The sequence below is a fragment of the Streptomyces sp. MRC013 genome (assembly GCF_023614235.1).
Classification (GTDB): domain Bacteria; phylum Actinomycetota; class Actinomycetes; order Streptomycetales; family Streptomycetaceae; genus Streptomyces.
Genome location: NZ_CP094264.1, coordinates 2,924,162 through 2,947,296 on the forward strand (window position 1 = coordinate 2,924,162; position 23,135 = coordinate 2,947,296).

17 protein-coding genes and 1 pseudogene are annotated in these 23,135 nt (G+C 72.4%); 7 read left to right on the forward strand and 11 right to left on the reverse strand.

What is annotated here, in order from left to right:
• Positions 1-12: 12 nt before the first annotated feature.
• Positions 13-201 carry a hypothetical protein gene (locus LUW75_RS13455; protein WP_250335809.1) on the forward strand — a complete coding sequence of 63 codons (189 nt, stop codon included), beginning with the start codon at positions 13-15 and terminating at the stop codon, positions 199-201.
• 72 nt (positions 202-273) lie between these two features.
• Here LUW75_RS13455 and LUW75_RS13460 read toward each other — a convergent pair whose 3' ends face one another.
• A complete protein-coding gene (locus LUW75_RS13460) occupies positions 274-627 on the reverse strand; it encodes a metal-sensitive transcriptional regulator (RefSeq protein WP_250335810.1) in 354 nt (117 codons plus the stop codon).
• A gap of 189 nt (positions 628-816) precedes the next feature.
• On the opposite strand from LUW75_RS13460, the gene LUW75_RS13465 reads away from it, so the two are divergent.
• Together LUW75_RS13465 and LUW75_RS13470 are read left to right on the forward strand one after the other, a co-directional pair.
• Entirely contained in the window at positions 817-1,437 is a 621-nt protein-coding gene (locus LUW75_RS13465) for a DUF47 domain-containing protein (RefSeq protein ID WP_250335811.1), read from the forward strand.
• Positions 1,438-1,443: 6 nt separating this feature from the next.
• Positions 1,444-2,442 carry an inorganic phosphate transporter gene (locus tag LUW75_RS13470; protein WP_250335812.1) on the forward strand — a complete coding sequence of 333 codons (999 nt, stop codon included), beginning with the start codon at positions 1,444-1,446 and terminating at the stop codon, positions 2,440-2,442.
• A 148-nt stretch (positions 2,443-2,590) separates the two neighbouring features.
• Here the strand turns inward: LUW75_RS13470 and pstB are convergent, their stop codons facing one another.
• The 8 genes from pstB to LUW75_RS24975 form a co-directional block, all read right to left on the reverse strand.
• The gene (pstB, locus tag LUW75_RS13475; protein ID WP_250335813.1) at positions 2,591-3,367 is read right to left on the reverse strand and encodes a phosphate ABC transporter ATP-binding protein PstB; all 777 of its coding nucleotides are present in this window, start codon (positions 3,365-3,367) and stop codon (positions 2,591-2,593) included.
• A 67-nt stretch (positions 3,368-3,434) separates the two neighbouring features.
• Positions 3,435-4,514 (reverse strand): phosphate ABC transporter permease PstA, encoded by a 1,080-nt coding sequence (gene pstA / locus LUW75_RS13480; protein ID WP_250335814.1) that lies wholly within the window; start codon positions 4,512-4,514, stop codon positions 3,435-3,437.
• Entirely contained in the window at positions 4,511-5,509 is a 999-nt protein-coding gene (gene pstC, locus LUW75_RS13485; protein ID WP_250335815.1) for a phosphate ABC transporter permease subunit PstC, read from the reverse strand. Before pstC ends, pstA begins: the two co-directional genes overlap by 4 nt.
• A 105-nt stretch (positions 5,510-5,614) precedes the next feature.
• Entirely contained in the window at positions 5,615-6,745 is a 1,131-nt protein-coding gene (pstS, locus tag LUW75_RS13490; protein WP_250335816.1) for a phosphate ABC transporter substrate-binding protein PstS, read from the reverse strand.
• Between the two features lie 285 nt (positions 6,746-7,030).
• Positions 7,031-7,438, reverse strand: a complete 408-nt coding sequence (locus LUW75_RS13495) for an NUDIX hydrolase (protein WP_250335817.1) — start codon at positions 7,436-7,438, stop codon at positions 7,031-7,033.
• Positions 7,435-8,388, reverse strand: a complete 954-nt coding sequence (locus LUW75_RS13500; RefSeq protein WP_250335818.1) for a CHAD domain-containing protein — start codon at positions 8,386-8,388, stop codon at positions 7,435-7,437. The genes LUW75_RS13495 and LUW75_RS13500 overlap by 4 nt, the downstream gene beginning before the upstream one ends.
• Positions 8,375-10,621, reverse strand: a complete 2,247-nt coding sequence (locus LUW75_RS13505; RefSeq protein WP_250335819.1) for an RNA degradosome polyphosphate kinase — start codon at positions 10,619-10,621, stop codon at positions 8,375-8,377. Before LUW75_RS13505 ends, LUW75_RS13500 begins: the two co-directional genes overlap by 14 nt.
• Before the next feature lie 755 nt (positions 10,622-11,376).
• Positions 11,377-11,724 carry a hypothetical protein gene (locus tag LUW75_RS24975; protein WP_462933731.1) on the reverse strand — a complete coding sequence of 116 codons (348 nt, stop codon included), beginning with the start codon at positions 11,722-11,724 and terminating at the stop codon, positions 11,377-11,379.
• A gap of 517 nt (positions 11,725-12,241) precedes the next feature.
• On the opposite strand from LUW75_RS24975, the gene LUW75_RS13510 reads away from it, so the two are divergent.
• The 3 genes from LUW75_RS13510 (at position 12,242) to LUW75_RS13520 (ending at position 18,656) form a co-directional block, all read left to right on the forward strand.
• Complete coding sequence (locus tag LUW75_RS13510) at positions 12,242-12,952, forward strand: ABC transporter ATP-binding protein (RefSeq protein ID WP_250335820.1); 711 nt, start codon at positions 12,242-12,244, stop codon at positions 12,950-12,952.
• Positions 12,949-15,465: an FtsX-like permease family protein gene (locus tag LUW75_RS13515; protein ID WP_250335821.1), complete on the forward strand. Its 2,517-nt coding sequence runs from the start codon at positions 12,949-12,951 to the stop codon at positions 15,463-15,465. Before LUW75_RS13510 ends, LUW75_RS13515 begins: the two co-directional genes overlap by 4 nt.
• A gap of 1,895 nt (positions 15,466-17,360) precedes the next feature.
• Positions 17,361-18,656 carry a DUF2079 domain-containing protein gene (locus LUW75_RS13520; RefSeq protein WP_250335822.1) on the forward strand — a complete coding sequence of 432 codons (1,296 nt, stop codon included), beginning with the start codon at positions 17,361-17,363 and terminating at the stop codon, positions 18,654-18,656.
• A gap of 192 nt (positions 18,657-18,848) precedes the next feature.
• Here the strand turns inward: LUW75_RS13520 and mshD are convergent.
• Positions 18,849-19,821 (reverse strand): annotated as a pseudogene (gene mshD, locus LUW75_RS13525) (mycothiol synthase).
• A gap of 182 nt (positions 19,822-20,003) precedes the next feature.
• Between mshD and LUW75_RS13530 the strand changes: the two are divergent.
• A complete protein-coding gene (locus LUW75_RS13530; protein ID WP_250335823.1) occupies positions 20,004-21,827 on the forward strand; it encodes a bifunctional metallophosphatase/5'-nucleotidase in 1,824 nt (607 codons plus the stop codon).
• Between the two features lie 255 nt (positions 21,828-22,082).
• On the opposite strand, the gene LUW75_RS13535 is transcribed toward LUW75_RS13530, so the two are convergent.
• The gene (locus tag LUW75_RS13535; protein WP_250335824.1) at positions 22,083-23,066 is read right to left on the reverse strand and encodes a S1C family serine protease; all 984 of its coding nucleotides are present in this window, start codon (positions 23,064-23,066) and stop codon (positions 22,083-22,085) included.
• Positions 23,067-23,135: the final 69 nt, after the last annotated feature.

Sequence of the window (23,135 nt, forward strand, 5' to 3'; positions counted from 1 at the left end):
AGGTGAACGCGCGTGGTCCCGCCCCTGAGCACGACGACCGTCCAGGACCATGTGGCACTCGCCGAGATCGAGTTGTGCGGCGAGCTGATGATCGCCGCCTCGGCGACCGAGGCGGAACGGCTCAGCGACGACCGGATCGACGAGGTGCTGAAGGTGGCCCCGGGGGTGGCGGGCCCGGCGGGGACCCCGGCCGGAGTGTGAGGACCGGAGCGCGAGCGGACAGGCCTGCACCTGTCGTGCAGGCGATCGATCAATTTCGGACAGCGCCGTAAGTCAGGTCCGCATCATCCGGGCGATCGCCTTCGTGGCCTCTTCCACCTTCGCCTCGATCTCGTCGCCGCCCTTCACCGCCGCGTCGGCCACGCAGTGGCGCAGGTGCTCCTCCAGCAGTTGGAGCGCGAAGGACTGCAGCGCCTTCGTCGACGCCGAGACCTGGGTGAGTATGTCGATGCAGTAGACGTCCTCGTCGACCATCCGCTGCAGACCCCTGATCTGGCCTTCGATCCGACGCAGCCGCTTGAGGTGCTCGCCCCTCTGCTCGTGGTACCCGTGCACCGCGTGGTCGTGGTCGGCGCGGGCCTGCCCGGCCTCCGCGACCGGGAGACCGGCCGGCTCGGTGGTCGTCATGGGGTCCTCCCGTCGTCCGCAAAGGGTGATATACCCCTCGCGGGTATATGGTACCGATCCTCACAGGATTGTGCGGGGCCGGTTCTGTTCACTGTGCCCTATGGGCGACACTGAGGAAGCCGGTTCGCCGTGGCCGGATGATGCGCCTAGCATCAGCCTGACCGACACCCATGCACCGAAGGACCCCACGTGCGCTTTCGTCTGACCCCCCGGGAGACGAGCTTCTACGACATGTTCTCCGCTTCGGCGGACAACATCGTCACCGGCTCGAAGCTCCTGATGGAACTGCTGGGAGCGGAGGCGCCCGCGAGGGCCGACATCGCGGAGCGGATGCGTGCGGCCGAACACGCCGGGGACGACGCCACCCACGCGATCTTCCATCAGCTGAACTCCTCCTTCATCACGCCGTTCGACCGCGAGGACATCTACGCCCTGGCCTCGTCGCTCGACGACATCATGGACTTCATGGAGGAGGCGGTCGACCTCGTCGTCCTCTACAACATCGAAGAGCTGCCCAAGGGTGTCGAGCAGCAGATCGAGGTGCTGGCCAGGGCCGCCGAGCTCACCGCGGAGGCGATGCCGCACCTGCGCACGATGGACAACCTCACCGAGTACTGGATCGAGGTCAACCGGCTGGAGAACCAGGCCGACCAGATCCACCGCAGGCTGCTCGCCCACCTCTTCAACGGCAAGTACGACGCCATCGAGGTGCTGAAGCTGAAGCAGGTCGTGGACGTGCTGGAGGAGGCCGCCGACGCCTTCGAGCACGTGGCGAACACGGTGGAGACCATCGCCGTCAAGGAGTCCTGAGGTCCCGTGGACACCTTCGCACTGGTCGTGACCGTCGGGGTCGCGCTCTTCTTCACCTACACGAACGGCTTCCACGACTCGGCGAACGCCATCGCCACCTCGGTGTCGACCCGGGCGCTCACACCGCGCGCCGCCCTGCTGATGGCCGCGGTCATGAACCTCGCCGGCGCCTTCATGGGCAGCGGGGTCGCCAAGACCGTCAGCGAGGGCATCATCGCCACGCCGATCGGCGACAAGGGGATGGGCATCCTCTTCGCCGCGTTGGTCGGGGCGATCGTCTGGAACCTGATCACCTGGTACTTCGGGCTGCCCTCCTCGTCCTCCCACGCGCTCTTCGGCGGCATGGTCGGCGCCGCCCTGGCGGGCGGCACGGAGGTCATCTGGTCCGGTGTGGTCGAGAAGATCGTCATCCCGATGTTCGTGTCGCCCTTCGTCGGCCTGATCATCGGCTACCTGGTGATGGCCGCGATCATGTGGATCTTCCGCAAGGCGGGGCCGCACCGGACGAAGCGCGGCTTCCGGATCGCGCAGACCGTGTCCGCCGCCGCCATGGCACTGGGCCACGGCCTCCAGGACGCCCAGAAGACGATGGGCATCGTGGTGATGGCGCTGGTCATCGCCGACGTCGAGCAGACCGGGGATCCGATCCCGCTGTGGGTGAAGGTCGCCAGTGCGCTGATGCTGTCGCTCGGTACGTACGCGGGCGGCTGGCGGATCATGCGGACGCTGGGCCGGCGGATCATCGAGCTCGACCCGCCGCAGGGGTTCGCCGCGGAGACGACGGCGGCGTCCGTCATGTACTCGGCGTCGTTCATGTTCCACGCGCCGATCTCCACGACGCACGTGATCACGTCCGCGATCATGGGCGTGGGCGCGACGAAGCGGGTCAACGCGGTCCGCTGGGGCGTCGCGAAGAACATCATCCTGGGATGGTTCATCACCATGCCGGCCGCCGCGGCGGTGGCGGCGGTGAGCTTCTTCGCCGTGTGGGCCCTCTTCGGTTAGCGGTCCCCGCCGCGGCGCGGCCGGCGGCCTCCGCCGCGGTACGGGACGAAAGCGGGCCCGCCCTCCCCGGGAGTAGGGGGGAGGGCGGGCCCTTCGTCCCGCGGCGGCACCGCCATGCAGCGCCGCGGGACGTCTGTGGGCGGGAGGATCAGCCGAAGCGGCCGGAGATGTAGTCCTCCGTGGCCTGGACCGACGGGTTGGAGAAGATCCGCTCCGTCTCGTCGATCTCGACCAGCTTGCCCGGCTGGCCCACGGCGGCCAGGTTGAAGAACGCCGTGCGGTCGGAGACGCGGGCGGCCTGCTGCATGTTGTGGGTCACGATGACGATCGTGAACCGCTCCTTCAGCTCTCCGATCAGGTCCTCGATCGCCAGGGTGGAGATCGGGTCCAGGGCGGAGCAGGGCTCGTCCATCAGCAGGACGTCCGGCTCGACCGCGATGGCGCGGGCGATGCACAGGCGCTGCTGCTGACCGCCGGAGAGGCCGGAACCGGGCTTGTTGAGGCGGTCCTTGACCTCGTTCCAGAGGTTCGCGCCCATGAGGGAGCGCTCGACGATGTCGTTCAGCTCGGACTTCCGGTAGTTGCCGTTCAGCCGCAGGCCCGCCGCCACGTTGTCGAAGATCGACATGGTGGGGAACGGGTTCGGCCGCTGGAAGACCATGCCGACCGTACGGCGCACGGCGACCGGGTCGACATCCTTGCCGTACAGGTTCTGGTCGTCCAGCATCACCTTGCCCTCGACGCGGCCGCCGGGGGTGACCTCGTGCATCCGGTTGAGGGTGCGCAGGAAGGTGGACTTGCCGCAGCCGGAGGGGCCGATGAAGGCCGTGACGGAGCGGGGCTCGACGGTCATCGAGATGTCGTCGATCGCCTTGTGGTTGCCGTAGTACGCGGAGAGGCCGCTGACGTCGATTCGCTTGGCCATCTTCAATCACTTCCCAGTGTGCGCCGCGACCCGGTGGAAACCGGGCGCGGAGCCGAATGTCGAGGCCTTAGCGGCCGGTCTTCGGGGCCTTCCAGCGGGCGATGCCGCGGGCCACCAGGTTGAGGATCATGACGAAGGCGATCAGGACGAGCGCGGCACCCCAGGCGCGGGCCACGGCGGCGTCCGTACCGACGGTGTACTGCTCGTAGACGTAGAGCGGCAGTGACGCCTGGGCGCCTTCGAACGGGTTCGGGTTGATCTGCTTCGTACCGAAGACGAGGAGCAGCACGGGGGCCGTCTCGCCGGTGATACGGGCGATCGCGAGCATGACGCCCGTGGTGATGCCGCCGATCGCGGTCGGCAGGACCACCTTGAGGATCGTCTTCCACTTGGGGACGCCCAGTGCGAGGGAGGCCTCGCGCAGCTCGTTCGGGACGAGCTTGAGCATCTCCTCCGTGGAACGGACGACCACCGGCATCATCAGGATGGCCAGCGCCATCGACCCGGCGAAACCGGAGGGCCCGAAGCCCAGGATCAGGTTCCAGGTGGCGAGGATGAAGAGGCCCGCGACGATGGACGGGACGCCCGTCATGACGTCGACGAAGAAGGTCACGGCCTGGGCCAGTCGGCCCCGGCCGTACTCGACCAGGTAGATCGCGGTCAGCATGCCGACCGGGGCGGCGATGACCGCGGCGATGGCGACCTGCTCGATGGTGCCGAGCAGCGCGTGGTAGACGCCGCCGCCCATGTCGGCGTCGAGGACGCCGTTCATCGAGTGGGAGAGGAAGTACCCGTCGACGACCTCCAGGCCCTCGCTCACCGTGACCCAGCCGAGGGAGGCGAGCGGGACCACCGCGAGGACGAAGCAGACCCAGACGAGGCTGGTCGCGACGCGGTCCTTGGCCTGGCGGGCGTTCTCGACCGCGGTGGTGATGCCGTAGGTCGCGACGACGAACAGCAGGGCGGCGATCATGCCCCACTGGATGCGGCTCTCCCAGCCGGCGGCGAGGCCGACGCCCGCGCCGGCGGCTATGGAGCCGGCGGCTATGGCGGCCGGGGCCCAGCGCGGCATGCGCGCGTGGGCGAGGGGGGAGTGCTGACGCACGGGCGCGGCGGCCGGGTGCTCGCCCTGGATGACGTGGCTCATGCGTTGGCCCCCGAGTACTCCTTGCGGCGCGCGATGATCCAGCGGGCGGCGCCGTTGACCAGCAGCGTGATGACGAAGAGGACGAGACCGGAGGCGATCAGCGCGTCGCGGCCGTACTCGTTCGCCTCGTTGAACTTGGCGGCGATGTTCTGTGCGAACGTGCCGCCGACCGGGTCGAGGATGTGCCCGGAGATGACGAAGCTGGGGGAGAGGACGACGGCGACGGCCATCGTCTCGCCGAGCGCGCGGCCCAGGCCCAGCATGGAGGCGCTGATGATGCCGGAGCGGCCGAACGGCAGGACCGACATGCGGATGGTCTCCCAGCGGGTGGCGCCGAGGGCCAGCGCGGCCTCCTCGTGCATCCGCGGGACCTGGAGGAACACCTCGCGGGTGACGTTGGTGATGATCGGCAGGATCATGATCGCCAGCAGGATGCCGACGGTGAGCATGTTCCGCGCGACGCCTTCGTCGGACTTGTCGAAGACGTACGTCCAGGCCATGTACTGGTCGAGCCACTTGTTGAGGCCGTCCAGGTACGGCACGAGGAAGATCGCGCCCCACAGGCCGTAGATGATGCTCGGCACGGCGGCGAGGAGGTCGACGATGTACGCGAGCGGGGTGGCGAGCTTGCGCGGCGCGTAGTGCGAGATGAACAGCGCGATGCCGATGGCGACCGGCACGGCGATGACCATGGCGATGATCGAGCTGACCACCGTGCCGAAGGCCAGGACGGCGATGCCGAAGACGGGCGGGTTCCCGGCCGGGTTCCACTCGGAGGTGGTGAGGAAGTTCCCCTCGTTGCCGGCGATGGCGAGGGCCGCGCGGTAGGTGAGGAAGACGGCGATCGCCGCCATGATCACGAGCAGGGTGATGCCGGAACCGCGGGACAGCCCGAGGAAGACCCGGTCACCCGCCTGGGAGGGGGTGGACGCCTTCGAAGGCGTTATCTCGTTCCGCCCCGGGGGCGGTGGTGTGTGTGTGGTGGCTGTGGCCATCGTTCTCGTTCTCCGGTCTGCGGAGCCTCGACGGCTCCTGGCGGCGGTGCACCGGATGCCGGGGCCGGCTGCCCGGAGGCGGGCGGGCCGGCCCCGGCGGGGTCGTCAGGAGAGGGTGGGGATGATCTCGCGGACCTTGGTCGCGATCTCGGTCGGCAGCGGGGCGTAGCCGGCGTCGGAGAGGACCTTCTGGCCCTCCTCGCTGGCCGCGTAGTTGAGGAACGCCTTCAGGGTCGGCAGGGTTTCCGCCTTGTTGCCCTTGTCGCAGGCGATCTCGTAGGTGACGAGGATGATCGGGTAGGCGCCCTCGGCCTTGGTCTTGTAGTCGAGGGAGAGGGCCAGGTCGTTGCCCGTGCCCTTGACCTTGGCGGCGGCGATGGCCTTGGAGGCGTTCTCCGTGGTGGCCTCGACCGGCTGGGAGGCACCGGTGTTCAGCTTGACCGTGCTGATGCTGCTGGCCTCGGCGTAGGAGAGCTCGAAGTAGCCGATCGCGCCGTTGGTGTCCTTGACGGCGGCGGCGACGCCGGAGGAGCCGTTCGCGGCCTGGCCGCCGGGGGCGGGCCACGACTTCGTCTTCGGGTCGTGCTTCCAGTCGGCGGCGGCGGCCTCGCTGAGGTACTTGCCGAGGTTCTGCGTGGTGCCGGACTCGTCGGAGCGGTGGAAGGCCTGGACCGCCACGTCGGGCAGCTTGACGCCCGGGTTCAGCTTGGCGATGGCGGGGTCGTTCCACTTCTTGATCTGCGAGTTGAAGATCTTGGCGAGGGTGGGGGCGTCGAGGACGAGGTTGTCCACGCCGTCCAGCTTGTAACCGATGGCGATGGGACCGCCGACCATCGGGAGGTTGATGCCCTTGCCGCCCTTGCAGATCTTCTGGGAGTCGGCGACCTCCTCCTCCTTCAGGGCGGAGTCGGAGCCGGCGAACGCCACCTGGCCCTGGTTGAACTTGGTGATGCCGCCGCCGGAGCCGATGGCCTGGTAGTTCACCTCGACGCCCTCGCAGGCCGCCTGGAAGTTCTTGACCCACAGGTCCATGGCGTTCTTCTGGGCGGTCGAGCCCGCGGCGAGGAGCTGGCCCTTGGCGCCCTCGCACTTGACGTCCGACGCGGCGGAGGGCTTCTTCTCGCCCCCGGGGTTCGTGTTGTCGTCCGAACCACACGCCGTGAGAACCAGGGCGCCGGAGACGGCGAGGGCGCCGAGCGCGGTGGCGCGAAGCCCGTTCTTGCGATGAAGCTTCACTTTCGGGTGTTCCTTCCAGTAACCGCCGAGCTGCGTGGCCGCATGGGGGCTGGTTCCGTGATCCGCGTCCATGGCCGGTCGTACGGCGGCGTGTGCCGGGGTAGGTGGTGAAGTTTGTGAGTCACCTCGTGCGGCTGAAATTAGGCAGAACAGGTGAAGCGGCCGACGGGAGCGCGTGAACGCGAGGTGAACCATGCTGTAAGTGCCGGTGAGTAGCCTTACAAGCCTTGCTCCCTCACGCCCCGCCTGTCGCATCCGCCACATACGTCACAGCTGCATCAGGGGTCACAGAGTGGCCAGGAACCAGGTGACCAGAGGACGGTCCTGAGGGTGGGACAGCAGCTCCCGGGCCTCCTCCGCGGGGAGCCACCGCAGGGCGTCCACCTCCCTGCCGGGGACGAAGGACCCCGACTTCGCCTCCGCCGACCAGTAGGTGACCTCCTTCTCCCGTCCGCCCGCCCGGTAGCGGACCGTGCCGAGCCGGGCCCCCGGCTCGCACACGCGGCCGGTCTCCTCGCGGACCTCCCGCACCGCCGCCGCCCGCAGCTCCTCCCCGGCCTTCACCTTGCCCTTCGGGAACGACCAGTCGTCGTACTTGGGGCGGTGGACCAGGCACACCTCCACCGTGCCGTCCGCCGTCCGGCGCCACAGGACGCAGCCGGCCGCGCGGACGACGCCGGCGCGGCCGCTCACTGCGCCGTCACCGCCGTGCGCCGCCAGGCCCGGTGGAAGGCGGCGCGGGCGGCCTCCACCTCGTGGCGCTGGTCGGCGTGGAGGACGCCGAGGGCGTACGCCGTCGCCGGGGCGATGCGCGGGGTGTGCGCGGCCGCCGCCGCGGCCGCCGCGGCCTCGGCGGCGTCCCGGTGCCGGTCCAGCGCGGTCGCCGCCTCGTACAGCTCGGGGACCGGGGAGCACCGCACCTCCAGCGCGTACCGGTGGAGGCGCAACAGGAGGCGCACCTGGTGCCAGTGCGCGTCCTGGGGCTCGCCGCCCACGGCCGGGCTCACGGGGAGGGCGGCCACGGCGTCCAGCAGGCGGCGCTCCACCGTCGCGGCGGGCACCGGCAGGACCTCCTCGGCGGCGGACGAGGCGGCGGGCCCGAGCGGCACCTCGGACGCCAGCAGGGCCACCGCGTCGGCCACCGCGTGGAACCGGGACGAACCCAGCGCCTCCAGGGCCGCCGAGTGGGCGCGCGTCCGGGCGAGGGTGAGCTGCCGCTCCAGCAGCGCGCCGGCGCGCGCGGCGCCCATCGCGATCGCCTCGCCGCCGGTGCGCGAGGCGCCCGAACGGGCGCCCCGCGGCGCCGGCACGGACCCGCCGGTCAGCCGGGACAGCGCGTCGACGAGCCGGACGAGCCGGGAGGTGCAGGCGTGCTCCTGGGCGAGCGTGCCGGAGAGCCAGGTCAGCTCGGAGCGCAGGCCGTCCGCCCACACCCCGTCCAGGAGGGGCCGGAAGGTGTGCAGCGTTCCGCTGATGCGGCGGGCGGCGGCGCGCAGGGCGCGGGTGGCCTCCTCCGCGCCGACGGTGTCCGAGCCGTTGCTCTCCATGTGGAGGCGCAGGGCGCGCAGGAAGTCGTTCGCCCGGGCGTGGAGGTACGGCGCCAGCACCTCGCCGGCGGACACCTGGCGGTCATGGTTGTGCACGTCGGCGCCTCCGGGCGTCTATGAGCATCTGCTGGACGTGCCGCAGCGGCCGGCCGTCGGAGTCCGTCGCGTGCCGGGTCCACTCGCCGTCGGGGCCGAGGTGCCACGACGAGGTCGTGTCGGCCATGCCGGTCTCCAGCAGACGGATCAGGGCCGCGCGGTGGGCCGGGTCGGCGACCCGTACCAGTGCCTCTATGCGGCGGTCGAGGTTGCGGTGCATCATGTCGGCGCTGCCGAGCCACACCTCGGGCTCCCCGCCGTTGCAGAAGGCGAAGACCCGGGAGTGTTCGAGGAAGCGGCCGAGGACGGAGCGGACCCGGATGTTCTCCGACAGGCCGGTAACGCCGGGGCGCACGGCGCAGATGCCGCGTACCCAGACGTCCACGGGCACGCCGGCCTGCGAGGCGCGGTAGCAGGCGTCTACGACGGCCTCGTCGACCATCGAGTTGACCTTGATGCGGACGTACGCGGGGCGGCCCGCGCGGTGGTGGGCGATCTCCTTGTGGATCCGCGACACGAGGCCGTCGCGCAGCGACTTGGGCGCGACGAGCAGGCGGCGGTAGGTCTCGCGGCGCGAGTAGCCGGACAGCCGGTTGAACAGGTCCGACAGGTCGGCGCCGACCTGCGGGTCGGAGGTGAGCAGGCCGAGGTCCTCGTACAGGCGGGCGGTCTTGGGGTGGTAGTTGCCGGTGCCGACGTGCGAGTACCGGCGCAGCACCTCGCCCTCCTGGCGGACGACCAGGGACAGCTTGCAGTGGGTCTTCAGCCCCACCAGGCCGTACACGACGTGGCAGCCGGCCTCCTCCAGCTTGCGCGCCCACTTGATGTTGGCCTGCTCGTCGAAGCGGGCCTTGATCTCGACGAGGACGAGGACCTGCTTGCCGGACTCGGCGGCGTCGATCAGGGCGTCGACTATCGGCGAGTCGCCGGAGGTGCGGTACAGGGTCTGCTTGATCGCGAGGACGTCCGGGTCGGCGGCCGCCTGCTCCAGGAAGGCCTGCACGGAGGTGGAGAAGCTGTCGTACGGGTGGTGCAGCAGCACGTCCCGCTCGCGCAGCGCGGCGAAGACGTCGGGCGCGGACGCCGACTCGACCTCGGACAGGTCGCGGTGGGTGCCCGCCACGAACTTCGGGTACTTCAACTCGGGCCGGTCCTGGCCCGCTATGTCGAACAGCCCCGTCAGGTCGAGCGGCCCGGGCAGCGGGTACACCTCGGCGTCCGAGACCTTCAGCTCCCGCACGAGCAGGTCGAGGACGTACGGGTCGATGGACTCCTCCACCTCCAGCCGCACCGGCGGACCGAAGCGGCGCCGCATGAGCTCCTTCTCCAGGGCCTTGAGGAGGTTCTCGGTGTCGTCCTCCTCGACCTCCAGGTCCTCGTTGCGGGTGACCCGGAACATGTGGTGGGCCAGCACCTCCATGCCGGGGAAGAGCTCCTCCAGGTGCGCGGCGATGACGTCCTCCAGCGGCACGTACCGCTGCGGCGACGCCTCCAGGAACCGCGACAGCAGCGGCGGCACCTTCACGCGCGCGAAGTGGCGGTGGCCGCTGACCGGGTTGCGGACGACGACGGCGAGGTTCAGGGACAGCCCGGAGATGTACGGGAAGGGGTGCGCGGGGTCCACGGCCAGCGGCGTGAGCACCGGGAAGATCCGCTGCCGGAACAGCGTGAAGAGACGCGCCTGCTCCTTCTCGGTCAGGTCGGGCCAGCGGATGAGGTGGATGCCCTCGTCGGCCAGGGCGGGGGCGACGTCCTGCTGGAAGCAGGCGGCGTGCCGGGCCATGAGCTCCCGCGAGCGGGTCCAGATCAGGTCGAGGACCTCGCGGGGCTGGAGGCCGGAGGCGGAGCGGGTGGCGACGCCGGTGGCGATGCGGCGCTTGAGGCCGGCGACCCGGACCATGAAGAACTCGTCGAGGTTCGAGGCGAAGATCGCGAGGAAGTTCGCCCGTTCCAGCAGCGGCGTCGCGGGGTCCTCGGCCAGTTCCAGGACCCGCTCGTTGAAGGCGAGCCAGCTGCGCTCGCGGTCCAGGAAGCGTCCCTCGGGCAGCCCGGTGCGCACGCCGTCCCCGTCGTCGTACGCGTCGAGGTCGGCGTCGGCGTCCGGCGCGAGGTCGGCGGACGCGCCGGCCGTGCTCCACCGCCGGTGCGCGGCTATGGACCCCACGGCCGGCCGCGCCTGCGCGGTGGGGGACTGCACCTGCTGGACCGGGACCTCTGCGGGCTGCTGGTTCATGACCCCATTCTTCCGCGCCGGGAGCTGGTCAGGCGCGTCGGACGGGCCGTGGAGGCGGACGCGGCGGGCTTCATTGGCCGAGCTTCGCAAGCGTGTCTGAATGATCGGTGAAGAGGACGTGACGTCCCGGGTGCCGGGCCGTGGGGGCGAAGTGTGCGCGAAGGCCGGTTCTGCGGCCCTTTCCCCCTTCGGGGCGCCGTGCGCGGAAACGTCGGGAGGGTGAACGCGCCCGGCGCCTCCCACCCGTGTGCGCCGCGCCCCCGACCGGGGTCCGGACCGCCTCCGGGACCGGCTCCCGCGGCCCCGGGCGCCGCGGTGCCCTTCCCGGGGCGCCGTGCGCTCCTCCCGGGGCTCCCGGGCCGCACCGCCCTTCCCGGGGCCCGCGCCGTCCCGTCGGTCCGCGCCGCCCGGTCCCCACCCCTTCGGGCCGTACCCGGCCCGCGGGGGCGGTGCCCGCGGGGGCGGTTCGGGGCGTGGCTCCGCGCGGTACGTGGCGGTACGTGGCGGTACGTGAAGGGGGCTCCGACGGTGTCCGGGCGTTGGCCGCTGCGGCGCATGAGCCGTCGGAGCCGCCGCGGAAGGGACCGGGGGTCGTTCGGCTCCGGTCCGTGGTCGGTGGTGCCGCCGGGCTTCCGTCACGGAGGGAGGGCGCGGTGACGGAGGGGGCCGAAGCCGGCGCGGCCGCGCGTCCGCCTCGTGATCCGCCCGATGCGGGGGCGGGGCCTTCCGCGCGGCCGGTGCACGGGGCGGGGCCGTCAGGCGTACCGCACCGTGCGGCGCCGATGGCGCTCCCGCAGCCCGGCGGTCCGCCCGCGGAAGGTCCGCCGCCGGCCGGCTGCCGGGACCGGGCGGACCGGCCGCCGGACGTGCAGGCGGCCCACGACCGGGCGGCCGTCGACCGGCACGCCCGCCACCGTACGGCGGTGGTGCCCGCGGACCTTCGCCGGCTGCGTGCCGCACACCGGGCAGGACGCCGCGTCCCCCGATGCGCGAAACCCGCGTGCAAGGAAACAAGCCGAAGATCGCCGAAGGCCGTGAGCCGCCGGCGCCGACGTATATCTTCGCTGTCGGTTCGATCGCGGCCTCGGGGAGGACGCCCGCACGTCTTTGCGCTCCTCCGTTCTCCGGTTCGTGTCGCGTGAAGGTCACGGCATCGCCGCAGGGGAAGGGGAACGTCCGTGGAGCGGAAACCGGCGGGGGCGGCGCTCCCCGGGGCGGCCGTGACCGTCGACGGGATCGGAGTCGCCGGTGCGGCGCCGGCCGGATGCGGGGTGGGGGGCTCTGCCCGCCCGTGAAGGGCGACGGCTGCGAGGGGGCCGGGCCGATCCGACCGGCACCGCCACGGCGGCGTTCCACGTGAGCCCGTGCGGATTCGACGGCCGGCCCGGCCCGTACCGCAGCGGTCACACCTGTGACGCCGCCCGGTTCACGGACGCCGACCTCGTCCGGTCGCCGGGTGCGTACACGGTGAAACCGACAGTCGGAGCTTCGGCTTTCAGGTTCCAGGACCGCGACGAGGCCGGCCCGGTGCGGAAGCGCGGCTTGCCCACGGCAGTCGGATGAGGTGACCCGTGGGGCGGCCGGGTCCGGCCGCCCCGCTCGCGCAGGAGAGGAACCACCATGCACATGGAAGACGACGCGGCGATCACCGCCATCGGGGTCGGCAAGACCTTCCCTGTGGGGAAGCACACCGTGACCGCGCTGCGCGACGTGTCGCTGTCGGTTCCCGCCGGCACGCTGACCGCGTTGACCGGGCCCAGCGGCTCAGGGAAAAGCACGCTGCTGCATCTGATCGCGGGCTTGGAGCGGGTGGACGCCGGCACTCTCGATGTCCTGGGCAGGCAAGTGCACGCGTGCACCCCGGCCGAGTCGGCCGCGTTACGCCTTCGGGAGATCGGTTTCGTTCACCAGGACTTCGGTCTCCTCGCCGACCTCACCCTGATCGAGAACGTGCGCCTTCCGCTGGAGGCGACGGGCACCGCCCGCGGGAACGCGGCGGCAGCGGCACGTGAGGCGATGGCCCGCGTCGGTCTGGAGGGGCTGGAGCAGCGGTTCCCCGCCGAGGTCTCCGGTGGCCAGCAGCAGCGCGCCGCCATCGCCCGCGCCATCGTCGGAAACCGCACGCTCGTCCTGGCGGACGAGCCCACGGGGGCGCTCGACTCCGCGACGGGCGCGGAGATCATGGATGTGCTGGCCCGACTCCGCGACGAGGGCGTCACCGTCGTTCTCAGTACGCACAATCCGGCCAATCTCTCCCACGCCGACCGGGTGGCCGTCCTCCGCGACGGCATGCTCCTCTCCCTCACCGCCCCGGGGGAAGGAGCGGCATGAGCAAGAGGTACCTGCACGTGGTGGGCAGGCGCACCGTCGTCGGCCGCGGCGGCAGGCGCACCGGGCTGCTCGTGCTGCTGGCGCTGCCCGTACTGCTCGCCACCTTCGCAGCCGGGCTGTTCGCCTCGGCCGCCCCCTCGGCGGAACAGCGGGCCGTCAACACCCTGGGGCGTGCGGACGGGTCCGTCACGCTCACCGACCCCGCGACGAGGGGTGAGCTCGCGGAGGAACTGCGACAGCGCGTGCCGGGGATCACCGTCCTGGCGATCGACGACAACAGCGGGTTCCCGGTGTGGGCGAAGGACCGCACGGTTCCTGTGCGATACGTGGAAACCGACTGGTCGTCGCCCTTGACGCACGGCCGCTACCGTTTGCTGGAGGGACGCTTCCCGTCGAAGCCGGGAGAGATCGCGGTCAGCCGGGCACTTGCCGGCGCATACGGACTGGACCTGGGCGGCAGCCTGCCCTACCGGTGGAAGCGCGACGCACCCGCACGGATCACCGGGCTGGTCGAGAGCCCGCAGGCCCACGCCGCGTACGACTACCTCGCCGCCCCCGGGCAGCTGCGGGCCTGGCCGGGGACCGGCAGCGACACCACCAACGTCGTACCGTCCGGCTACGGCCTTCTCCTGGCGGGTGACGCACTCCGGATGGAGGCGGCGCGGAACGCCGTCGGTGAAAGAGGTCTGCGGTTCGAGAGCCGATCGGACGTCACCGCGTCCCGAACGATGATCGAACGCGAACCGGCCCTGCTGCTCGTCCCCGGAACCGTCCTCCTCGGGGTCGTCGCCGCCGGGGCGTTCGCCCTGCGCATGCGGCGCACCCGGGCCGAGTTCGCGATCCTTGCCAGCATCGGCGTGCCGGACCGTGATCTACGGTACGCCGCCGTCTCCGGGGCGGTGTCGGCCAGTGTGATCGCCGTTCCCGCCGGGTGGCTCGCCGGGAGTCTGCTCGCCCTTGCGGCACGCCCGGTGCTTCCCCGCTTCACCGGCAAGGACACCGCCCCCTACGACCCGCTTCTCATTGGGGGCCTGCTGACCGTCCTGCTGTCGGTCGCCGTGGCTGCCCTGGCGGCCGTACCGACATCGCGGTACCCGGCGGGGCTCCCCGCCCGCGAGCGGGCCCGCACCGCCCTCCGTGACGGCGGGCGAGCCCGCCCGTGGCTCCCGGCGCTGTGCGGCGTGGCCGCGCTCGGGATCGCCCTCGCCGTGGTCCTCCAGGACGACGAGACGCTTTCCGCCGTCGCCGCCGTGACGGCCGTGGTGTCCCTGGAGGCCGCCGCCCTCACCCGGATCGGCGACGTGCTGCGTGGCCTGGCCCGTCTGGCCGATCGCGGCCTCAGCGCGCGTATCGCCCTGCGTGCGTTCGCCCGCGACCCCCGCCGGCCGGTCTCGGCGGTCGTCATCGGATCCGTCGCCCTCGCCCTCACCGTCGGCGTCCTCGGCACCCTGTCCAGCGCCACCGCGCAGGGACGTGCCGCCTACGTCGGCAGCCGCCACCTCGACCAGGTGGAAGCCCTGCTCTTCGCCGGCAGCGACCCCAGCGCCGTCGAGCAGGCCCTCGCCACCGTCTTCCCCGAAGGAACGCCGATCATCCGGGGCACGTACCCGGTCGACGAAAAGCTCCTCAAAGCCTCCGCCACCCCCGCCCTCACACCACCCTGGAGCGTCGCCTGGCAGGCGGGCGGAGAGTTTGCCAACAGGACGCAGACGATCGAAGTCGTCGACGACGAGGAGACGTTCAAGGCCCTGACCGGGCGGGCCTGGACCGTTCGCGAACGCAGGGCCCTCGAGGAGGGCCGCATCCTGGTCCTGGCCCCCGAGTACGTCGTCGGGGACCGGGTCGCGATCTCCAGGCCGACCACCCCGCTCACCGACCCGCACCCGTCGGACACCCGCCGCGACGTCGGCGGCGCCGTCCTCTCCGATCCGGTCGACGCCACCACCCTCACCCGGGCCTCCGCCTACATCACCACCGAAGCCGCACGCGCTCTCGGCGCGACGACCGTGGACTACTCCGTCATCGCATCCCCCGCCGGCCCCGTGCCCGATTTGGAGGAACGGCTCGTCAAAGCGCTCGAACCGGTCGACGTCCTGATGTCGGACGTCCGCATCGAAACCGGCCCCGAACTCACCCCGCCCTCCCTGTGGTACCTCCTGCTCGGCCTCGCGCTCGCCGCCGTGGTCACCGTTCTCGGCATCACCGTGACCTCCTCGGCGACCGAACTCCGGCCCGACCTGGTGCGCCTGCACCGTGTCGGCCTGTCACCGGGCACCCTGCGCCGCATCGTCGTCTGGCAGTCCGTCACTGTCGCCGCCCTCGCGGGAGTCCTCGGCACCGCCGCCGGCTGGGGCCTGACCGCCGCACGGAACTGGCCCGAGGACATCCCCGTCGTCATGGACTGGACAGCCGTCTCCGCCGTTACCGCCCTCACCATCATCCTCGGCGCGGTCTACGGCGCGCTCGCCGCACCACGCCGCCTCGGCAACACCCTCAACCGCACCGAGATCTGATCGATCGGGCCTCTTCGGAGGCCCGTACGGCCGAGCCGGTGCGGCACGCCGGGTGATCGTGAACGTCGGCCCGACGCAGCGGCCGGTTCCCGACCGGCTGCGGGGGAGAGGCGTTCCCCCTGCCCTCGTTCGCACCGCGCCCGCGGGGACGAGACGGACGAGGGAGGAGCCGGTACGGTCCCGAAGTCGTTCGCACCGCGCCCGCGGGGACGAGAGGAACGACTCCCCACGACGAGCGGGGCGTCCTCACGGCTGTGGCGTACGACGCTGACCAGCGGGTGTGTCCGGCGGCGTCTGCCGGAGGCCCGCGGTGTCCCGCCGGCCACCGCCCGTCGCCGGTTCACCGCCTGGACCCAGGCCGGGCCGTGGCGCCGCCCGTACCGGGCGGCGCCGGGGAACCCGGTGTCCGGAGTGGGGCGGACCGGGCCTCGACGATTGCCGACGCGGCGAGCGTGCGGGCGGAGAAGGGGCCTCACCGACCGGACGCGCCCCGGTCGCGGCCGGAGGGGCAGCGGGTTCCGCTTCCGCCGAGCGCGCGGAGGTCGCCCGCCGCCTCACCGTCCCCTACGGGCGCAAAGCGGCCGCTTCCCGGCCTTCCCCGACGTGCGGCGGTTCCGACCCGCGGCGAGGAGTCCGCGAGACCTGCCACACGGAACCAAGGCATCGCGCGCCGGCCCGAAGGGAACGAACATGTCGTTCTCGGCGTGAGAATCAGCCACCCGGCGCGTTCTCCAAGGAATTTCCGGATGGTTGGTTGTAGAGGGCCGATCTCTCGACTGCTTGCGACGTGTTTCATATCACAGATTTCGTGGATTTGTTTACAGCGCGCATGAACATTCGGGGCGGTAACGTCTGCCGCGGCGCGGGGGGTGCACCCTTCCGTGAACCGCCGGAGGGGGAAGCGTGTCGAAAGCGAAGGGGGTCTTCCCGGCCCTGGGCGGGACCTCGCCGGCCGCGGTGCTCGGAATGTGCGCCGCGCCGGTTCCGGCCGCGAGCCGTGAAGAACCCGGCGGCGCGGCCGTCGGTCTCCGCATGAATGGGGACACCGATTCCGTCTACGCGTCCGCCTGGAGAAGCGGGGAATTCCGCCGGGGGGCTGCGGGAAGACATTCGAGTGGCCGTCACCGAGTGGGGAGGCCGACCGCGCTTCGGCCCCCGGACCGGAGCACGGCCGGGGACGCGCAGGCGAACGCCTGCAGCGGCGGCCGGTGCCGGGAGTCCGGGCCGGGCAGCGACACCGCGGCCACCGCCCGCACCCCGGCGCGTCCCGCGCGTGCCCGGACCGCGGTCGCGGGAAGGGGCCGTGCGCGTGGGGCGGCACCGGTGGCCGCCGGTGCCGACGCCTGTGGCGGCCTGGGCGCCCCGTGGTCCACGTGCGATCCTGCTCCTCGCGGGACGTCGAGCCGCGTGGGGGCCGACCGGCGTCAGGACCGCCGGCGCGCCGTCTCCGGCTCCTGCTCCGCCGGCAGCCGTCTTCGATCTCCGTCGATCCGCGGCGTCCGGTCATCGTGCCGGCGGTCCGTCGACGCCCGGCGCGGCGGCGGAGGAGCGGAACGTCACGGAACCTGACACAGGGCCGCCCTCGCAGTTCGCGACTCTCGAAACAGGCCGGTGCGGTCGCCTCCGCGGTGAGGGGCCGGGAGGCCGACTGGCTGGTCTTCGATCTCATGCCGGCCGAATCGCGGAGTCCGTGCGTCGAAGAATGCGCACGGGCGAATGCGGAGTGAGCTGAAAGGCCCTCCGCCTGTTCTCGCGTGCCCTCAGTCGATCGATTTCAGGACTCGATGATCCCGTTGACCTCCTCTTTACAGGCTCACACGTTCTCCGGTGCCGCGGCAGTGCAACCGAAGCGGCCGCGGACGCGGCCCCGTGCCGTACCGGTTCTGGTCTCGGCGGTGGTTCTCCTCGTCTACGCGTATTTCGCCCTGCGGGAACACCAGCGATTCGGCACCACCGGCTACGACCTCGGCATCTTCGGGCAGGGTGTCCGGGCTTACGCGGAGCTGCGCACGCCGGCCTCCGAGATCAGGACGGCGACAGCGCCGACCGCCTTCTCGGGGGAGGCGTATCCCCTGCTGGGTGACCATTTCCATCCGATCCTGGCTCTCCTCGCCCCGCTGTACCTCCTCGCACCCCGTGTGGAGTCCCTGCTGCTCGCGCAGGCCGCACTGGTGGCCGGGTCGGCCTATGTGATGGCGAACGCCGCCGGGCGGCACCTCGGACGGCCGTGGGCGGCCCTGTCGCTGGGACTCGCCTACGGCTTCTCGTGGGGCCTGCAGGAACTCATAGCCTTCGACTTCCACGAAGTGGCCTTCGCCGTGCCGCTCCTGGCGCTGGCGTGCTCGGCGTACCTCGACGGCCGGTGGGTGGCCGCCGCCTGGTGGGCGTCCGGTCTTCTCCTGGTCAAGGAGGACCTGGGCCTCACCGCGGCCGTCCTCGGCGTCCTCCTGCTCCGCCACCACCGGCGGGCCGGGCTGGCGCTCTGCGTCGGCGCCACCGCGGCCACGGGGCTCGTCACGCTGGTCGTGGTACCGGCGCTCGCTCCGGACGGCCGGTACGGCTACCTGAACCAGCAGTACCCGTACGGGTTGCTCGACGGCTGGTCGGTCAAGAGCCAGACGCTCGTGGCACTCCTGGCCGTCACGGCCGGACTGGTCCTCCGCAGCCCCCTCGGCCTTCTCACGCTCCCGACCCTGCTGTGGCGTCTCACCTCGCCCAATCCGGCCTACTGGGATGCGGCCCTGCACTACTCCGCCGTCCTCATGCCCATCGCCTTCGCCGCCCTCGTCGACGCCCTGCGCAAGGACGCACGGCTGCCTCTCCTCATCCCGCTGGCCGTCATGGTGCTCATGCTCCCGGCGAAACCGCTGGGGGACCTGGCGACGCCGGACTTCCGGCGGGTGAGCCCCCGGGAGGCAGCGGCCCGCGCAGCGGTGGACCGGGTGCCCACCGGGGTCAGGGTGGCCGCGAGCAACAGCCTGGCCCCGCACCTGATCGACCGCACCCGCACCTACCTCGCGGTACGGCGTGTCCTGCAGGAGCACACGGACATCGACTGGATCGCGGTGGACGTACGCGAACCCTTTCCGGCGGGTGAGGCCGCGGCAGTGGTGCGGATAGCCGAGGCGAGGGGCTGGGCGCGTGTCCACTCCGACGGCGACATGGTCGTCCTCAGGCGTCCGGCCGCCTAGGTACCGCCGTCCGCCCCGGAGGCGGGTGCGGGGCCGCCCCGGCACGGACGCGGGGTGGGGGTCCGCCGTCGCGGTCCTCGACGTGAACCGGGCGAGGCGCGGCCTCCCACCGTCGGCCCGTACGAGGGCGGGAGGCCGCCCTCCGCCGGAGGCGCCGGCCCCTCGGGGGACGTCCCGCCGGGGCGGGCCGGGTCACGTCTCCGTGCGGTACATGAGGTCCACCTCGTGGGTGGCGAAACCCATCCCCTCGTACACGCGCAGCGCCGCGGTGTTGTCGGCGTCGACGTACAGCATCGCCGTCGGCAGGCCCTGCGCGGCGAGGTGGCGCAGGCCGATCGCGGTGAGCGCCTTGCCGAGCCCCCCGCCCTGCGCGTCGGGGGGAGACGCCGAGGACGTACACCTCGCCGAGCCGCTCCTCGGCGTGCACCTTCGTCCAGTGGAAGCCGGCCAGGGCGCCGTCGGACTCGCGTTCGGCGAGGAAGAAGCCCTTCGGGTCGAACCACGGCTCGTTCCTGCGGTCGTCCAGGTCGCGCTGGGTCAGGGCACCCTGCTCGGGGTGGTGCGCGAACGCGGCGGCGTTGACGGCGAGCCACGCGGCGTCGTCCCGGCCGGGGACGAACGTGCGGACCGCCACCCCGGCCGGCAGGACCGGCTCGGGGACGTCGAGCGGGGCCAGGGGCCGGCGCAGCTGCCGCAGCTCCCGGAAGAGGGAGAGGCCCAGCACCTGCGCCAGGTGGCGGGCGGCGGGCTTGCCGCCGTGCGCCCACACCCGCAGCCGCTTGCCCGACTCCGCGAGCAGCGCCGAACCGAGCGCCCGCCCGTGGCCGCGCCCGCGCTGCGCGGGCGCGACGACCAGCTCGGCGGCCGGGGCCTCGATCGGGTCGGTGCCCTCCAGCTGGGCGTAGCCGGCGAGCCGGCCGGAGACGTGGAGCAGCAGGTGCCGCACGCCCTCACGCCGCCCGCCGCTCCCGGCGGAGTCACCCTGCGCCGCGGTGAAGGCCTTCAGCTGGAGCCTGCCCTGCTCGGACACGGCCTGCACGCCGTCGACGCGGGCGGCGTCGGCGAGCAGGTCGAGGACGTCCCGGGCCTGTCCGGGGGTGAGCTCGTCGAGGATTTCGATGCGGCGGCCCGCCTCGGGGGCTGTTGCGCGAACGTCAGTGGTCATGGGTACGAGCCTACGGGGGGAGGGTGCGGCCCGGCGGGTGACGGCAACCAGGTCGTAACCCGGGTCCCCCTGTTGTGCTACGCGCGTTGACCTTAGGCTGCGCTCGGCAGACCAGGAGCCATGACCCCCGGCGTCGCCTGACGCCGCGTGAGGTCGTGTGGCGTCGAAGGGGAAAGGGACACATGTCAGCTACACGGCACGAAAAGCCCATGGGGCGGCGGATCATCGCCGCCGCGGCCGGCGTCGCCGCCCTCGGCGCGCTGGTGGCGGCCCTCCCGGCCGGCGCGGCCGAGGGGGCCGGCGCGGACGGCCGGACGTACGGCGGGAAGGCCCTCGGCCGCACCGTCGACGTGCAGCTGCTCTCCTTCAACGACCTGCACGGCAACCTGGAGCCCCCGGCCGGCTCCTCCGGCGAGGTCACGCACGTCCACGAGGACGGCACCACCGAGAAGATCAAGGCCGGCGGCGTCGAGTACCTCGCCACGCACCTGCGCGACGCCCGCAGGGGCAACCGCTACTCGATCACCGCGGCGGCCGGCGACATGATCGGCGCCTCGCCCCTGGTCTCCGGACTGTTCCACGACGAGCCGACGGTCGAGGCGCTCAACAAGCTGAAGCTCGACGTCAGCTCGGTCGGCAACCACGAGTTCGACGAGGGCGCGGCCGAGCTGGCCCGCATCCAGAACGGCGGCTGCCACCCCGTCGACGGCTGCGCCGAGGGCACGACGTACGAGGGCGCCGCCTTCCCCTACCTGGCGGCGAACGTCACGAACGAGAGGACCGGCAAGCCGGTCCTCGACCCGTACTTCGTCTGGGAGAAGAGGGGCGTCCGCATCGGTTTCATCGGAGTGACCCTGGAGGGCACCCCGAACATCGTCAACGCCGAGGGCATCAAGGGCCTGAAGTTCGGCGACGAGGTCGAGGCGATCGACAGGTACACGAAGGTCCTGGAGCGCAAGGGCGTCAGGTCCATCGTCGCCCTGATCCACGAGGGCGGCGCCCCGGCGTCCTCCGCGTACAACTACGACTGCGACAGCCCCGGCCCGGGCGACGGCATCTCCGGTCCGGTCGTCGACATCGCCAGGAGGCTCAACCCGCAGGTCGACGCCCTGGTCACCGGTCACACCCACCAGGCGTACGCCTGCACCGTCCCGGACCCGGCGGGCAAGCCGCGCACGGTCACCTCCGCGGCCTCGTTCGGCAAGCTGTACACCGACACGACCCTCACCTACGACCGCGCCACCAGGGACATCGTCCGCACCGCCGTCGCCTCCGCGAACCACGTGGTCACCCGCGACGTCCCCAAGGCCGCGGACATGACCGGCCTGATCGCCAAGTGGAACGGCCTGGCCGCGCCGATCGCCAACCGCCCGGTGGGCCACATCGCCGCCGACATCGGCGGCCGCGGTTCGAACGCGTACGAGAAGCCGCTCGGCGACCTGATCGCCGACGCGCAGCTGGAGGGCCTCGCCCCGGCCGACAGGGGCGGGGCGCAGATCGCCTTCATGAACCCGGGCGGCATCCGCGCCGACCTGGTGCACGCCAGGTCCGGCAGCGAGGCGGCGGACGGCATCGTGACGTACGGCGAGGCGTACACCGTGCAGCCGTTCACCAACATGATGACCACCGTCGACCTGACCGGCGCGCAGATCATCACCGCGCTCCGGCAGCAGGTCAGCGGGGCGAACGAGGCCTCGCCGAAGATCCTGCAGGTGTCGAGGGGCTTCACGTACACCCTGGACACGACGAAGACCGGCGCCGCCCGCGTCGACGCGTCCTCGGTGAGGTTGAACGGCAAGCCGCTCGACCCGGCCGGGACGTACCGCGTCGCGATGAACGAGTTCCTCGCGGGCGGCGGCGACGGCTTCCCGGCCCTCGGCCAGGGCACGAACAAGCTGGTCGGCGCCTCCGACCTGGAGGTCTTCACCGCCTACCTGGGCGCGCACTCCTCGCCGGACGCCCCGCTGAAGCCGCCGGCGGCGGACCGGATCACGGTCGTCGGGTAGGACCCCCGGCGATCCGAAGGGGCGGCGGACGGGACCGGTCCGCCGCCCCCCTCCTTTCCGGGGCGGGCGGGGCGGCGCCGGCGGAGTCCTTGCCGGGCGGGAGGAGCGGGGCGGACGCCCCGTCCGGGGGCGGCGGGCCACCCGCCGGGGCGGGGCCGGGCGCCCCGTCCGGGGGCGTGCGGGAGCAGGGGCGGCGGGACGGGATCCGGCGGCGGTGTCCGGGCGGGGCCGGCGCGGAGCGGCGCGGTGGGCGGGTCAGCCGCCGCGGAGGGCGTCCAGGCCGGACTTGAGGGTGTCGACCGGGATGGCGAAGCCGAGACCGACGCTGCCGGCGCCGGCGGGGTCGGTGGCGGCGTCCGGCGAGTACATCGCCGAGTTGATGCCGATGACCTCGCCCTTCAGGTTGATCAGGGCGCCGCCGGAGTTGCCGGGGTTGAGGGCGGCGTCGGTCTGGATCGCCTTGTACGCGGCCGGCGGGGAACCGGTGGCGCCGCCGTGCCCGGACGTCCGGTTCCGCCGGTCGGTCCGCCCGCTGTCGCCGCCGTCCCCGGTGACGGTCACGTCCCGGTCGAGGGCGGAGACGATGCCGCTGGTCACGGTGGTGGTGAGGCCCTCGGGCGAACCGATCGCGACGACCTGGTCACCGACCCTGACCGTGTCGGAGTCCCCGAGCACGGCCGCCTTGAGGCCCTCGGCGCCGCGGAGCCTGATCAGCGCGAGGTCCTTGACGGGGTCGGTGCCGACCACGTCGGCCGCGCGGACGGTGCCGTCGCCGAGCCGGACCTCGATGCCGGAGGCGCCCGCGATGACGTGGTGGTTGGTGACGACCTCGCCGTCCCCGGTGATGACCACGCCGGACCCGGTGGAGCCCCCGGAGCCGGAGGCGGCCCTGATCTCCACGATGCTGGGGGAGACGGCCTGCGCGACCCCGGCGACCGCGTCGGCGCCCGATCGCGGGACGGTCGCCCCGGAGGCCCCCGCGGGGACGGCCGCCGTGCCGTCGGCCGCGAGGTTCTGGGCGAGGGCGCCCACCCCGCCCCCGACGACGGCGGCCGCGACGGCGACGGCGGTGATCAACCCGCCCGGCCGCCCGGCCCGGTGGCGGCGGTGCCGCCGGGTGCCGGCGCGGCCCGTGGGCGCGTGCGCGGGCGGCGGTGGGACCGGGCCGTGGAACCCGGCGTACCGCTGTGGTTCGTCGTTCCCCTGGTGGCCGGCGGTGCGGCCGTCGTGGTCCGTCATGTGCACGCCTGGCTCCGGCAGATGAGAGGTCCCTGACGAGGCCCCGGGAGGGGCGGTGGAACCCCGTAT

Bases quoted from the DNA above. Each gene is read 5' to 3' on its own strand.
- LUW75_RS13515 (WP_250335821.1), top strand. From the start codon at position 12,949: ATGAGCAAGAGGTACCTGCACGTGGTGGGCAGGCGCACCGTCGTCGGC.
- pstC (WP_250335815.1), bottom strand. From the start codon at position 5,509: ATGGCCACAGCCACCACACACACACCACCGCCCCCGGGGCGGAACGAG.
- LUW75_RS13460 (WP_250335810.1), bottom strand. From the start codon at position 627: ATGACGACCACCGAGCCGGCCGGTCTCCCGGTCGCGGAGGCCGGGCAG.
- pstB (WP_250335813.1), bottom strand. From the start codon at position 3,367: ATGGCCAAGCGAATCGACGTCAGCGGCCTCTCCGCGTACTACGGCAAC.
- LUW75_RS13530 (WP_250335823.1), top strand. From the start codon at position 20,004: ATGTCAGCTACACGGCACGAAAAGCCCATGGGGCGGCGGATCATCGCC.
- pstA (WP_250335814.1), bottom strand. From the start codon at position 4,514: ATGAGCCACGTCATCCAGGGCGAGCACCCGGCCGCCGCGCCCGTGCGT.
- LUW75_RS13505 (WP_250335819.1), bottom strand. From the start codon at position 10,621: ATGAACCAGCAGCCCGCAGAGGTCCCGGTCCAGCAGGTGCAGTCCCCC.
- LUW75_RS13535 (WP_250335824.1), bottom strand. From the start codon at position 23,066: ATGACGGACCACGACGGCCGCACCGCCGGCCACCAGGGGAACGACGAA.
- LUW75_RS13510 (WP_250335820.1), top strand. From the start codon at position 12,242: ATGCACATGGAAGACGACGCGGCGATCACCGCCATCGGGGTCGGCAAG.